Raw genomic sequence first — 14,694 nt, 5'->3', positions numbered from 1 at the left:
AAAATAACTTTTGTCTCACTAATGCATCCTAAATTAAAACAGTTTTAACGAGTAACTTTTGGCATCTTAATAGAAGTGATTTGCCTTGGTTGATTCTGTTTCATATCCCTATCAATAGTTTTATTTAACTTTTACTAAACAAAAACAGTAGATAAAATAAACCAAAACATACTTCAGACCTGATAAAATACAAAGTCTGTACAAGCATTATCTTGCTTGGTGATACAACGTTTTAAGTACTTTTTGAGGATTTCATGGCGATAAAGCCATTAATTTTTAAGCCCCTTAACATTGTTCTCTCTTTAGACAAAGTTACGTATTTTAACGCCCACATTCTTTCGGGCTAGAAATAGATTCATGAGTCACAATCGAATCAGCGAGCTTTAAGTACTATCCTAAACGATTAACATCTTTGAAGAAATTCAATGACTGCTCGCATTTTAAAAAACGAGTATCAAATCTTTGAAGGTAAACCCCATTGTTTTCAGCATTAAAAAAGTCTTTATCTAGCAAACCCACTTATTCCGATTTTCAATCAAATGTTCTTGCCGGTCTAACGGTTGGTGTTATCGCGCTTCCGCTTTCTATGGCACTTGCTATAGCCAGTGGTGTTCCTCCGCAACATGGTTTATATACGGCGATCGTTGCCGGCATAGTGATTGCAATCAGCGGCGGTTCTAAAGTCAATATATCCGGTCCTACTGCGGCATTTGTCGTTGTGTTACTTCCTATTGTTCACCAATTTGGTATTGGCGGATTGCTGGTTAGTGGCTTTATGGCGGGGATTATCTTGATACTCATGGGCGTCGGCAAGTTGGGCAAACTCATTGAAATAGTCCCTTATCCCGTTGTCATAGGTTTCACCGCGGGCATTGGTGTCGTTATTGCCACTTTCCAGATCAAAGATTTCTTAGGGCTCGATATAGAAGCGCTGGATGGCGATTATCTGGAAAAGCTGTCTTTAATAGTACATGCATTACCGAGTGTTGACTGGCAGGAACTATTGATTGGCGGGCTCACTATTACCACTTTATTGCTGTGGCCGCGTTTGCATTCAAAAATTCCGGGGCATTTGGTAGCGCTTCTTTTAGGCTCTGTGGTTGCGTGGTTGCTTAGTCAAATGAGTCAGGATTTTTCAGTAGCGACGATCGGCAGTCGATTCCATTATGATACCAATGGCGTTACTGGCAACGGTATTCCTCCTTTTCTACCTGCCTTTGACTGGCCCTGGAATTTAGCCGATGCAGATGGCAAACCGATTGGCATTAGTTTTGAACTGGTTAAGCTTCTTCTTCCTTCGGCGATCACTATAGCGATTTTAGGAGCGCTTGAATCACTGCTGTGTGCCGTCGTTGCAGATGGTATGTCTGGTAAAAAACATAACCCAAATGATGAATTGATCGGTCAGGGCATTGGCAATTTACTTGCGCCATTATTTGGTGGAATTCCTGCCACTGCTGCGATTGCACGCACCACCGCAAATATAAAAGCAGGTGGTACCTTGCCCTTATCTTCAGTTGTACACGGCTTGTTTATTTTAGCTTCGATATTAGCGCTTACACCCTTGCTTGCTTATATACCAATGGCTTCGATGGCGGCTTTGTTATTGGTGGTTGCGTGGAATATGAGTGAAGCGAAGCACTTTATTAGAACCATAAAAATCGGTCCTAAAGATGATGTTATCGTGCTGTTGCTATGCTTTATTCTGACAGTACTGTTTGATATGACCATAGCCGTTGCGGTCGGCATGGGTTTGGCGGCGATGTTGTTTATTCGCAGAAGTATTAGCCTGACGAATACAACCCGGGTTGAGAAAAATCATGAAGCGTTTGGAGAACATGGTGAGCTTCCAGATAATATTTCAGCCTATGATATCAATGGCCCATTATTTTTTGGCTCCGCGCAAAAAGCACTACAGATTATTTCACAGGTGACTCCGGATGTACGCGTCATTATTCTCGATATGTCAAAAGTCAATTTGCTTGATATGAGCGCCATAATTGCCATGGAATCTATTAAGGATAGCCTTGAGAAGCAGAAAATAGGTCTGATTATTAATAACTTACAACCGAGAATGATACTTAAATTACGGCGTGCTGGCATCCGTTATAAAAAAGGACGAATTCAATTTTCGAGGACACTGACAGATGGTGTTTCAATCGCTAAGGAAATGCTTAAGAGCAGTGAAGCTCACTAACGATCAAAAAAGTGTCTATAACAAAAAAGTGCTTCGCAAAGCATAAATTCTATTTGCGTTTTTAAACGAAAAAAACGAGCCGAGACTAATCGAGACAAAAGCATTGTTGTTTAATGCGGACCCGAAGAGAAGGCGTTGCCGCATAAATATCATTCATAAGTAGGGGGGTGTCATTTTTATTTCCCATAACAGTGTTTACTGTGATTTGGAGTATTTAAATGTCACCCCCCTACTTTTAGCCCATTTTTTGTTGTGCGAATAAACCGAACTACGATTTTGTTAGATAGCTTTCGTTAGCAATCATTCTTTTCTTCAATAGATCCTCAAAACCATCGACGATTGAATCCTTAACACTTTGTCTTTCACGCACTAATGCAGACCACTGTTGCAATACAGGAAAGTCTTTTAGAACATCGACTTGAAAATGCGTTTTGAAGAATTCAGCGCGGATGAAGAAAGGAGCAGAAGCAATATCCACTAATGAAAACGCTTCACCGTTAAACCAAGGCTCAGCCTGCTTGGCTTTTTGAAACCCTTCTAAATTTTTAGTCATTTCTGCAATGACTTTATCCGCATCTTCTTTGGTTTTTGCCATCAATAATTGGAATGTGCCAGAGTAAAGCCCCGAGCTGTATTCTATCCAGGCACGGTTCTTTGCTTTTATTAATGGGTCCGCAGGGTGAAGCGATGGTGGGTAAACTTCATCAAGGTATTCACTGATGACTGCCGATTCAAATAAAACCTCATCGCCAACTTGTAATACAGGCACTTTACCCGTTGGAGAAATTTCTAAAAACCACTCTGGTGGATTATAAACATCGATAAATTCAATATCGAATTCAACGCCTTTTTCCTGCATTAAAATGACACTGCGTTGCACAAATGGACATACATTAAAACTAATAAGACGTGGCTTTGACATAAGTGTGTACCTGTATTTTTAGGTTAAGTATTGATAAGTTAAGTAATAATCTATCGATTATTTTTCATTGTTAGTTCTGCTGAACTCTGCATTGCAAAGCCTCTTTAACTGGCTTAAAACTTTTGCGATGTTCGCTTAAAGCGCCAAACTTTATCAACGCTTCTCGGTGCTGCTTTGTAGGATAACCTTTATGACGAGCAAATCCATATTCTGGATGCAGAAGATCAAGCTCTGTCATTTCTTTATCACGGGCAACTTTCGCAATAATCGATGCCGCACTGATAGAGGCAACTTTAGAATCACCCTTGATAATGGTCTCCATCGAGATATCCATATCAATGCCTTTATTGCCATCGATTTTGACGTGATCAGGAAGAATAGAAAGCCCTTCAACAGCGCGTTTCATCGCCAGTAAACTTGCCTGAAGGATATTGATATCATCTATTTCATCGACTTCTGCCCTACCTAAAGACCAGCAAAGTGCTTTTTCTCTAATTTCTATATTCAGTTCGTTGCGCTTTTTTTCGCTAAGCTTTTTCGAATCGGCGAGGCCTTCTATATGCTTTTTCGGGTCAAGAATCACCGCTGCCGCAACTACTGCTCCGGCTAAAGGGCCGCGCCCTACTTCATCAACACCTGCTACGAACCTAATACTCAAGAGTTTGCTCCTTCGGCTTTTGTGTCTTGCAACAAGTTATATATTGCTTGCGCTGCTTTTTTGCTGGCATCCTGCGATAGTTGCTTATGGATTTCATCGAATCGATTCAGCATGTGATTTCTCTGTGCTTCATCTTGTAAAAACTGTTGCTCTACTTCGTGAAAGACCTTATCCGCAGTGATATCTTCCTGTATCAGTTCTGGCACCAGAAATTCATTGGCGAGATTATTTGGCAAAGTATAGTACTTCGACTTAATCATATTGAATAAACGTATTATTTTAGCCGTAGTAGGCGTAACGCGATAAGCTGCCACCATTGGCCTGCCAACTAACATACCTTCCAATACAGCGGTACCTGAAGCCATTAAGATTTGATCTGCCGCCTGCATCACAAGTCTTGATTGTCCGTCAATATAAGTGATCGGCACTTCAGGAGCAATTTCTTGCTTTAAGTTATCGAATTCTTGCTTTACTTTTTCATTGATCAAAGGTGAGACAAATGTCCAATCTGGGTGCTTCTGATAAATTAACTTCAAGCCTTTTAAAAAATCAGGCGCAATTCGTTTTATCTCACCCATTCTACTGCCAGGGAGCACCGCCAGAATAAATGCATCATTGGCTAAACCTAGCTGCTCTCTGGCAACTATCGGGTCTGCATCAACAGGGATTTCATCAGCCAGCGGGTGCCCAGTAAATTCTGCTTTAATGCCGTGTTTTTTATAGAAGTCGACTTCGAAAGGAAAAAGGGTGAGCATTAAACTCATCGCATTCACCATTTTCTTTACACGACCTTCACGCCATGCCCAGAAAGAAGGGCTTACATAATGAACCGCTGGAATCCCCGCCTGGTAGAGTTTTTTTTCTATTTTTAAATTGAAGTCCGGCGCGTCGATGCCTACGAGTAAATCGGGTGGATTTGCAATCCAGTCCTTTATCAATCTATTGCGTAATTTAGTTAATTCGAGATAACGGGGCAATACTTCGCTGAACCCCATCAGTGACAAACGATCCATCGCGTACATTGTTGTGCAACCTGCTTGCTGCATTTCCTTGCCCGCAATACCTTCGAATGTGGCTTGCGGGTAATGGACTTTGAGTGCTTCTATTAAACGCGCACCTAGAATATCACCGGATGCCTCGCCGGCTATGATTGCGATCCGCATCAGGACTTAGGATTTAATAATTTGCGAAAGTAGAAGCTGAATTTTTGTTTCAGCTCGAATAACCGCAAAAGGCGCATAGTTATTCTATACAACGATTTGAGATCATTCGAACTGGAGCAAAAAGACAAGTTATAGTTTTGCATATAATTAATACCCTCAGTCCTTAACGAATAATTCCACGCCCGGCTTGGCTGCGTTGACAAAATTCAGCCATCAATTTGGTGTGAGAATCTCCTTCGTTTTCTAACTCTGCAATAGCATCCGTTAATGATAAATTCTTCAGGTAGAGTTTTTTATACGCTTGTTTGAGGTTCGCGCGTTCTTCAGAGCTATAGCCATGACGCTTGAGCCCTTCGTTATTGATTCCACGAGGTATTCCGGGCGCACCTGTTGCCATCACAAAAGGCGGTAAATCTTTGCCCAACGCTGTTCCCATTCCAGTAAATGAATGCTTACCCACATGACAGAATTGATGTACCAGTGTGAAACCACCCAAAATGGCAAAATCATGAATTGTGACATGACCTGCAAGCGTGGTGTTATTAGCAAAAATAGTACTATTGCCTACGACGCAATCATGGGCAATGTGCACATAGGCCATGATCCAGTTATCATCACCAATTTCGGTATAACCAATATCCTGTGCCGTTCCGCGATTGATGGTACAGCTTTCACGAATCACATTTCGATCACCTATGATTAGTGTCGTATTTTCGCCTTTGTATTTTTTGTCTTGTGGCTCAGCACCCACGGAAGCAAACTGGAATATTCGATTTTCTTTACCAATGGTCGTAGGCCCTTCGATAACCGCATGCGGACCAATCCATGTGCCACTGTCTATTGTAACGCCTGCCCCAATGACGGCGTAAGCGGAAACTTTTACGTCATCAGCTAACTCGGCTGAAGGATCTATTATTGCTGTTGGATGAATGCTCATTACTTTTCTGTTTTCGTTGCTACACATTTAATTTCGGCTGAAGTCACTACAACTCCGTTCACACGTGCTTCTGTTTTATAGATCCACATAGGTCCTTTATGACGGATGATCTCTGCATAAAGTTCCAATTGATCTCCAGGAACAACCTGATGCTTAAATTTGACTTTATCAATGCCTGCCAGGACATACAATAAGTCGGGTTGTGGCTCAGCGTCCATGGTTTTAAAACCCAACAGACCCGTTGCTTGTGCCATTGCCTCTACAATAAGTACACCGGGCATAATTGGTTTTTCTGGAAAATGCCCATTAAAAAAGGGTTCGTTAATGGTTACATTTTTAATCGCAGTAATGGATTTTCCGGGCTCGAGTTGTACAACTCGATCAACCAGAAGAAACGGATAACGATGAGCAAGAAATTTTCTAATCTCATTAACATCCATAACGGTTTTCTGTTCACTGCTGTTACTTTCAGTCATGATTAGTTTTACTCGCTTTTTGTCGTTTTTATATTCAGCTTTTTTTCAAGCTCTTTGATTGTTTTAGCCATCTCATCTAAATGTCTAAATCTAGCAGCATTACGACGCCATTTGTTATTAGCATCAGATGGTATACCTGAAGAATACACCCCCCCACTTTTAATCGATTTTATTACCATTGATTTACCAGTGATAACGACATCATCAGCGATTTCTAAATGACCTGATATAGCTGATGCTCCACCAATTTGACAGCGCTTGCCGATGGAAGTACTTCCGCCTACTACAGAGCCTGCTGCCATAATTGAAAAATCGTCAATGGTAACGTTATGGCCAATGTGTATTTGACAGTCAAGCTTTACGCCTTCACCTATTATTGTAGAACCTAAAGCAGCGCGATCGATTGTGCAATTCGCACCAACTTCAACATCCTTTTTAAGGATCACATTTCCTATCTGGGGAATTTTATACCAACTTTTATCTTTAGTCGGCGCAAAACCGAATCCATCAGAACCTATAACGACTCCTGAATGAATAATGCAATCCCTTCCAATTTTAGTATCAGAATATAAGGTTACATTGGGATTAATGATTACATTTTGCTGTATATGCGAGCCTTCACCTATATAGCTACCTGCACCAATCTGTGTATCTTTTTCTATAGTCACCCCTGATTCAATGATCACATTGGCGGCGATATTCACATCAGCAGCAATATTTACATCCTCAGCAACACTGGCACTAGGATGAATAAAACCATTTAGCTTTTGTTTTTTATAGATTATGTTTAAAACTTTGGCAAACGTAAGATAAGGATCGCTGTTGATGAGCGCATTTCCTGAATACTCTTGTGCCAGTTCTGGAGACAAGATAACCGCTGATGCATTAGTACTTTCTAAAGAGGATATGTATTTAGGATTACTAACAAAACTAATTTGTCCCTGCTTAGCATCCTGCAAAGAAGCAACGGCATTAATTTCTACAGATTTATCACCTTTAAGCGCAGAGCCAGTTAGCTCGGCTAGGTTTTCTAATAAAAACATCATTGAGTTTTGTTATCCGCCGTATTCCCAGATTGAGAAGCATCCAGCTTATTCTTAAGATATTCGAGAACTAAGGGAGTGATGTCTACAGCCTGGCTGGCAGAAACGTAATCTTGTAGAACGATGTCGATATTTTGCTGAATTCTGACTTCATCTATCGCTCTGAAAACTTCTTTTTGCACATCATCGAGAGCTGAATCACGTGCAAAACGCAGCTCCTCTCTAAAGTCTTGAAGTGTTCGACTGCGAATGCGTTTCCTGGATCTTAACTCACGTTCTTTTTGACGCTGCAGATTAATATTCTTTTTAGTTTTCTTTATATTATCCAGTTCAACTTCTAATTTATTCAATTCATCTAATTCAAGCGCTAATTTTTTTTCTTGTGGGGAAAATTTACTTTTTAATTGTGCGCTAGCCACCTCGGACTGAGGGGCTTTTTCCATTAAATAAGTAACATTAACCACACCTACTGATACAAACTCTTTGGCGAATAAATTATTACTGATAAACAGTTGTACTAAAAAAACAAAGGCAATAAACGCATAACGTTTATTGCCTTTGTTGTCACTACATATATGGTTGTCTCTTAACATGAGACAGATTGTACTAGCTGTGCATTAGTTTTTACAGAGTAACTCTAATTATTCACTCCTATAAACTCTAATATCAGCCTGATAAATTACTAATTACTTTTATCAAGCACTCTTATCACTTAAAAATGATTAGAAACTAGCACCAATTGAGAACTGGATTTCTTGCTCGTCATCTCCATCTTTTGCATTAAGTGGTTTCGCATAACTCAAGGTGAATGGCCCTAGTGGTGACATCCAAGTGGCAGCTAAACCAGCAGAATAACGAATTTCATCAGCGTCAAATGCGTCAAAGTCTTTGTAAACACTACCTGCATCAACAAAGGCGCTCATACGTAATCCTTTAACATCTGCGGCAAACGGTACAGGGAACTGAAGTTCTGCTCTTGCATCTACAGCAAATGAACCACCCATAGGGTCATCATTAGAGTCACGAGGACCTAAACTGTTGTTTTCAAATCCGCGAACTGTACTAATACCACCTGAGTAGAATCTTTCAAAGAAAGGAAGCTCCGATGAATCACCAAAACCATCACCTGTTTGAATTCCACCTTTAACGGCAAAAGTCACATTTTCACTAACAGGGAAATATGATGATCCACGGTATCTTAATTTATAGTACTCAAGATCACTTCCTGGCAAACCAACTTCGAGTGAAATATTGTGTCTTACACCCGTAGTAGGGAACAAGAAACGATCACGAGTATCGTGGATATAACTTAGCTTACCTAAAATATTATTGTAGCTATCACCATTCTTGGCAATAAACTCTTTGACATGATCTGGTGAAGAATCAGTTGTTTCTATCTCTCTATGCTCACCACCAATACTGAAACGTAGTGAATTATCTTCAGTAAGCGGAATGGTGTAGTTAATATCCGCGCCAAAGGTTTTACTGGTGTAATCTGAAATATCATCTTCGTCAGCATCATCTTCTTCTAGGAAGATATTAAATCCACGACCAACGCCATCTACCGTGTGGTAAGGATTGTTATAGCTTAAACGGAAATTCTTGGTTGAATCACTTTTAGAACCGGCGACAGAAAGACTCTTACCAGTACCCATAAAGTTGTTTTGTGAAACACCAACATTAAACAGCAAACCATTACTTTGTGAATAACCCAAGCCAGCATTAAACTGATTTGAAGATTGTTCGCTGATGATTACATCCAAATCTACCTGATCACTTCTACCTGCAACAGGCGACGTTGTAATTTTAACGCTCTCTACATAAGGTAAACGCTGGATTCGAACTTTTGAACGATCTACTTTTTCTTTTGATAAGAAAGAGCTTTCTAGCTGACGCATCTCACGACGGAATACTTCATCTTTCGTACGGAAATTACCACGAATGTTAATTCTTCTTACGTAAGTTCGTTGACCCTTCTCAGCCTGAAAAACTAAATTAACACGTTTATTAACTTTATCAACTTGCGGTAGAACACCTATTCTTGAGAAAGCGAAGCCATCTTTGCCCATTCTCGTTTTTAGATTATTACGTGTTTCTGCTAATTTAGTCTGTGAAAATACCTGACCTTCTTTCAAAGAAGAAATTTTGCTGAGTTCTTTACTACTGATACCCGAGTTACCAGCTACTTTAACTTTACCAATGCGGTATTGATCACCCTCATTGATATTAATATTTACAAATACAGAACTTTTATCTTTCGACAGAGATACTTGAGTAGATACAATTTCGAAATTCAGATAACCGCGGTCACGATAGAAAGAAGTAAGCTTATCAATATCACCGACTAACTTCTCTTTTGCATATTTATCTTTAGAGCTAAATAAAGAAAATTTACTTTTTGGACCTGATTCTAAAAGCTTAGTTAACGTAGCCTCTGAATACGCTTTATTACCACTGATTTTAATGCGCTTAATTTTAGCGACAGCACCTTCAGTGACTTTTACTTTTACAGCGACTCGGTTTCTTGGTAATTTTTCTATATTTGTTGCAACATCTGCGCCGTAATTTCCGCGCGCCAGATATTGTTGTTTTATTTCGTGTTGAATTCGATTGAGCGCAGATTTATCTAAAGGTCTTCCTTTGGCAATTCCGGCTTGTTTTAAAGCAGCTAGTAAAGCTTCATCTTTAATTGCACTGTTACCGGTGACGGTAATATCACCAACTGCAGGACGCTCTTGAACTTTTACTAAAAGAACATTCCCTCTTCGACTGACTTTAACATCTTCAAAGAAACCTGTTTTATAAAGAGAACGTACAAGATCAGCAGTCATCCTATCATCGAATTTTTCACCAACCCGGACAGGAACATTACTTAAAACAGTTCCAGCTGCTATTCTTTCTAAGCCACTTACTTGAACATCGTTAAGTACGAAACTATCAGCCCATGCACCATGACTTATTGCAAATAAACAGCCCGCCAATGAGGCTTGAAGTACCTGTTTTTTCATATTATTAACCCTAATCTTATTTTAATCGGTCTATTTATAATTGATTTTATAATTAGTTTATAAGTCTACCAATATCATTATATATAGCCACTACCATTAGAACACCTACCACACTCATCCCTATGCGCATTCCAATAGCTTCTACCCGTTCTGAAACTGGACTTCCCTTGACCAGTTCGATGATGTAATAAAGCAAGTGACCACCATCTAACATAGGTATAGGCAATAAATTTAGCACCCCAAGACTCAAACTTACAATAGCTAATAGGGTCAGAAAGGCAGAAAATCCGATTAACGCGCTTTTTCCCGCATAATTGGCTATGGTAATCGGACCAGAGATGTTCTTTAGTGATGCTTCACCTGTAATCAGGCGCCCCATCACTTTTAACGTCATTATCGACATATCCCAGGTTTCTACAACCCCTGACTGCAAAGCCTCGAAAAATGGGGCTTCTCTGATAAAGAACAAATCTTTTATTTGCTCCTGATCAAACTCTCTAGCGAGTCCAACACCAATCAAAGCACGCTGTTGCCCTTCTATTTCGGTTAACTTAGGAGTAAGTACTAAAGTCTTTTTATTTCCTTGTCTATCTACTAATAGCTCAACAGGTTTATCTGCGTGGCTACTAATATATTTTGAAAAATATTCGGTCGATACAACAGGATTACCGTCAACCTGGAGAACTTTATCTTTTGGCAGTAAGCCAGCTTCTTCAGCAGGCTTGCCCGGAAGTACGGTATTAATAATAGTTGAATGCGGTGGTTGCCAGAACCCCATACCTGTTTTAGCAAAGTAATCACCTTCATCAGCTAATAACAAGGTGTCACTCAAATCTAGATTTCTTGTTGCCGTGCTTCCTGACTCGGTCTTAACATGTACTGTTAACTTAGGATCTTTCAGATACTCGTTCAATAGGGTTAAACGAACCTGACGCATTGAGTCAGTTTCAACATCATTTATTGCAGTGATTAAATCTTTTGTCTCAAAACCAGATTGTGCCGCCGCTGTATTCGCTTGAATTACACCAACATAAGGCTTAACCGACTCCACACCCATCATTTGAATTGCCGCAAACGCAGCAATAGCAAAAAAGAAATTAAACATAGGACCGGCTAAAACAACTAGGAAACGCTTCCAAACTGGTTGAGTATTAAACGCTCGATGCTTTTCTTCTTCAGCTACATCGCCTTCTCTTTCGTCGAGCATCTTTACATAGCCCCCCATAGGAATAGCAGCTAATACATACTCTGTGCCATCTTTATCCTTGGATTTATACGTCCATATTGGTTTACCAAAACCAATAGCAAAACGAATGATTTTAATTCCTAATTTACGCGCAACCCAGAAGTGTCCGAATTCATGAATTCCAACAAGAATAGCGATGGCAACAAGGAAAGATAGAGCCGAGATTAATATTGTCATAGTTATTAAACTTAATTTTTGTAAATAATTGTGTAATGTTAGTCATCGAACGTTAAAGATAAGTTTCAAGAAAAGCATACCTAAAAAGGTTTAATTATTTTTTTATTGCAACCCTTTCATACAGCTCTTTGCGTGTTTTCGACTGACTAAATCTTGAGCAAGTATATCATCTATTTTCGACGGTGTCCCCGATGAAGCCTGCGCCAGTGCGTTTTCTATGATGGGCGGTATATCGGTAAATCTGATTTTATTATCCAGAAAAGCCTCAACTGCAATTTCATTCGCTGCATTTAACGCAATTGTCGCATAACCACCCGCATGATGAGCATCATAGGCCAACTGCAAACAACGATACCGTTCAAAATCAGGTTTTTCGAAATTTAACTGGGCAACATCAAAAATATCAAGCTGCTCCACCCCTGATTCAATTCTCTCTGGATACCCCAAGGCATAGGCGATAGGTGTACGCATATCAGGATTTCCAAGCTGGGCGAGCACAGATCCATCGTTATAAGAAACCATTGAATGAATCGTGCTTTCTGGATGGATAACCACTTGAATTTGATCTTCTTTCACATCGAATAGCCAGCAAGTTTCTATCACTTCCAGTCCTTTATTCATCATTGTTGCAGAATCTACAGATATTTTCCGCCCCATCACCCAATTAGGATGAGCTACCGCTTGCTCTGGAGTTACGTTAATCAAGGACTCTAAAGATTTCTGACGAAATGGCCCGCCAGAGCCGGTCAACAATATCTTTGTAACACCGGATTTTTCGTGCAAACCATTTACTAAGGGAGGCATGGATTGAAAGATAGCATTGTGCTCACTATCTATAGGCAATAACTCAGCACCATTTTCATGGACTGTATCCATAAAAAGAGAACCGGACATAACAAGGGATTCCTTATTAGCGAGCATTATGCGCTTACCCGCTCTTGCAGCAGCCAGATTTGGCAACAAGCCAGCAGCCCCCACGATTGCCGCCATGACATAATCGACTTCATCTAATGCCGAAACTACTTCTAAAGCGTCTTTACCCCCCAGAACTTTAGTATTGCTTCCAACAGCCGCTAGACGTTTATGTAAGTCTTCAGCCTTCTCTTCATTGACCATCACAGCATAGAGGGGCTGGTATTCCAGACACTGTTTTTCTAGATAGTTCGTACTTTCGTTAGCAGTAAGTGCAATGACTTCATAATCATTTGGATGTCTTGAGATAACATCTAAGGTATTAACACCAATAGTTCCAGTAGAGCCTAATATACAAATTCCTTTTTTAGAATTCATACTTGAATTGCGCCCCAAAGAACACCCATAGTAAATATAGGAAGAGCAGCCAATATCCCGTCAACTCTATCCAAAATACCACCATGACCCGGAAGTATATTTCCGGAGTCTTTTAGTCCTACTTCTCGCTTCATTAAGCTTTCAAACAAATCACCAGCGACTGACATTATTGCCACTACCATTGAAAGAAATATAAAGTAAACCCAGTCATGAACAGGCAAAGCAAAATACCAAGCTCCAAAAATGGATAATGTCGTTGCCCCTAAAAGACCACCAAGCATTCCCTCTCTGGTCTTACCTGGACTTAATTCTGGAGCAAGTTTGTTTTTGCCAAATGCCTTTCCAGTGAAGTAAGCACCTGTATCTGCCATTGCAACCAAAGCAATAAGATATATAACCAATGAAGGATGAAGTTGATGCAGAGTGATTAATCCTACCCAAGCCGGGATTAACACAAAAAATGCAGATACCCTTAATAGCCACTTATTTTCTTTATAAAGCATTGTACCTTGCTCGTATATAGCTAGAAGAACCAGCACAAAGGCCCACCAGAAAAGCCCTAATACCATGACTATCAAACGAAAATCATTCCATCGATAAGCAAAGTAGGCAACTAATAACAACCAGGCCACATACAAGCCACGGTGAAAACCTTCTAAAGAAACTAAACGAGACCATTCCCAGCCACTGATACTGACAAAAACCAGCAGTGCGACTACGGCAAACCAAATGTTCGGTAACAACAATACAGACGCAAATACCGCAGCGATTAATACAAATGCAGTAATGATTCGCTGCTTAAGAACTGAATCCATTATTCACCTTCACCATTTTTTTCTGCAAGAACCTGTTCGCTCGTTTTACCAAAGCGTCTCTGGCGAGATGAATAGTCTGTTATCGCCAAATTCAGTTCATTAGCATCAAAATCGGGCCATAAAACATCGGTAAAATACAATTCTGTATAGGCCATCTGCCAAATTAAAAAATTACTAATGCGTTTTTCACCACCAGTCCTGATAAACAAGTCTGGATCTGGAATTCCATAAGTCGAAACGCTCTCACAGATATCATCTTCAGAGATATCATCAATATTCAAATCTTTATCGACAACTTTCTGGGCAATCGATTTAGTTGCCTGAGTCACATCCCAGCGACCACCATAATTAGCAGCAACCACAAGCTTCAGGCCATCACTATCAGCAGTAAGATCTTCCACTTGTTTAATTTTTTGTTGTAATTTTTCTGAAAACTGACTGAGATCGCCGATAATTTGAAGTCTAACGTTATTTCTCGCCAAGGCTTTTGCTTCACGCTCTAATGCCAACATAAACAAAGACATTAAATTTGATATTTCTTCTTCTGGGCGCTTCCAGTTTTCACTACTAAAAGCAAATAAACTCAGGCACTCAACATTTAACTTAGCACAGGTTTTTACAATTTCGCGAACTGCTTCCACACCTTTTTTATGCCCTAACAAACGAGGGCGGTGTTTAGCTCTTGCCCAGCGACCATTACCATCCATGACAATGGCAATGTGGCGGGGAATTGTTAATTTATCAGTCATATCAGAGAGTTGA

Annotated in this window: 13 protein-coding genes; 1 reads left to right on the top strand and 12 read right to left on the bottom strand. The window is 40.0% G+C overall.

Annotated features, from left to right (window positions below; all coding sequences use genetic code 11):
* Window positions 1-478 precede the first annotated feature (478 nt).
* Complete coding sequence (gene dauA, locus Q1A31_RS04870; protein WP_299873168.1) at window positions 479-2,197, top strand: C4-dicarboxylic acid transporter DauA; 1,719 nt, start codon at window positions 479-481, stop codon at window positions 2,195-2,197.
* A gap of 268 nt (window positions 2,198-2,465) precedes the next feature.
* On the opposite strand, the gene Q1A31_RS04865 is transcribed toward dauA, so the two are convergent.
* From Q1A31_RS04865 to Q1A31_RS04810, 12 genes are all read right to left on the bottom strand, one after another.
* On the bottom strand, window positions 2,466-3,119 hold the full coding sequence (locus Q1A31_RS04865; protein WP_299873165.1) for a glutathione S-transferase family protein: 654 nt from the start codon (window positions 3,117-3,119) through the stop codon (window positions 2,466-2,468).
* Between the two features lie 70 nt (window positions 3,120-3,189).
* Window positions 3,190-3,771, bottom strand: coding sequence for a ribonuclease HII (gene rnhB, locus Q1A31_RS04860; RefSeq protein ID WP_299873400.1), 582 nt, complete (start codon window positions 3,769-3,771; stop codon window positions 3,190-3,192).
* Between the two features lie 2 nt (window positions 3,772-3,773).
* On the bottom strand, window positions 3,774-4,940 hold the full coding sequence (gene lpxB, locus Q1A31_RS04855; protein ID WP_299873162.1) for a lipid-A-disaccharide synthase: 1,167 nt from the start codon (window positions 4,938-4,940) through the stop codon (window positions 3,774-3,776).
* A 163-nt stretch (window positions 4,941-5,103) separates the two neighbouring features.
* Window positions 5,104-5,877: an acyl-ACP--UDP-N-acetylglucosamine O-acyltransferase gene (gene lpxA, locus Q1A31_RS04850; RefSeq protein ID WP_299873159.1), complete on the bottom strand. Its 774-nt coding sequence runs from the start codon at window positions 5,875-5,877 to the stop codon at window positions 5,104-5,106.
* The gene (fabZ, locus tag Q1A31_RS04845; RefSeq protein WP_299873156.1) at window positions 5,877-6,353 is read right to left on the bottom strand and encodes a 3-hydroxyacyl-ACP dehydratase FabZ; all 477 of its coding nucleotides are present in this window, start codon (window positions 6,351-6,353) and stop codon (window positions 5,877-5,879) included. Before fabZ ends, lpxA begins: the two co-directional genes overlap by 1 nt.
* Window positions 6,354-6,361: 8 nt before the next feature.
* Window positions 6,362-7,399 carry a UDP-3-O-(3-hydroxymyristoyl)glucosamine N-acyltransferase gene (lpxD, locus tag Q1A31_RS04840; RefSeq protein WP_299873153.1) on the bottom strand — a complete coding sequence of 346 codons (1,038 nt, stop codon included), beginning with the start codon at window positions 7,397-7,399 and terminating at the stop codon, window positions 6,362-6,364.
* On the bottom strand, window positions 7,396-7,989 hold the full coding sequence (locus tag Q1A31_RS04835; protein WP_299873150.1) for an OmpH family outer membrane protein: 594 nt from the start codon (window positions 7,987-7,989) through the stop codon (window positions 7,396-7,398). Before Q1A31_RS04835 ends, lpxD begins: the two co-directional genes overlap by 4 nt.
* 129 nt (window positions 7,990-8,118) lie before the next feature.
* Entirely contained in the window at window positions 8,119-10,404 is a 2,286-nt protein-coding gene (bamA, locus tag Q1A31_RS04830) for an outer membrane protein assembly factor BamA (RefSeq protein ID WP_299873147.1), read from the bottom strand.
* Window positions 10,405-10,456: 52 nt separating this feature from the next.
* Complete coding sequence (rseP, locus tag Q1A31_RS04825; protein ID WP_299873145.1) at window positions 10,457-11,827, bottom strand: RIP metalloprotease RseP; 1,371 nt, start codon at window positions 11,825-11,827, stop codon at window positions 10,457-10,459.
* A gap of 102 nt (window positions 11,828-11,929) precedes the next feature.
* Window positions 11,930-13,117 carry a 1-deoxy-D-xylulose-5-phosphate reductoisomerase gene (gene ispC / locus Q1A31_RS04820; protein ID WP_299873397.1) on the bottom strand — a complete coding sequence of 396 codons (1,188 nt, stop codon included), beginning with the start codon at window positions 13,115-13,117 and terminating at the stop codon, window positions 11,930-11,932.
* Window positions 13,114-13,932, bottom strand: a complete 819-nt coding sequence (locus Q1A31_RS04815) for a phosphatidate cytidylyltransferase (protein ID WP_299873142.1) — start codon at window positions 13,930-13,932, stop codon at window positions 13,114-13,116. Before Q1A31_RS04815 ends, ispC begins: the two co-directional genes overlap by 4 nt.
* Window positions 13,932-14,681 carry an isoprenyl transferase gene (locus Q1A31_RS04810; protein WP_299873139.1) on the bottom strand — a complete coding sequence of 250 codons (750 nt, stop codon included), beginning with the start codon at window positions 14,679-14,681 and terminating at the stop codon, window positions 13,932-13,934. The genes Q1A31_RS04815 and Q1A31_RS04810 overlap by 1 nt, the downstream gene beginning before the upstream one ends.
* Window positions 14,682-14,694 lie beyond the last annotated feature (13 nt).

It is taken from the genome of uncultured Cocleimonas sp., from assembly GCF_947495625.1.
Taxonomy (GTDB): domain Bacteria; phylum Pseudomonadota; class Gammaproteobacteria; order Thiotrichales; family Thiotrichaceae; genus Cocleimonas.
The sequence above is the reverse complement of the archived record's forward strand: the minus strand, read 5'-3'. Positions and strand labels throughout refer to the sequence as shown.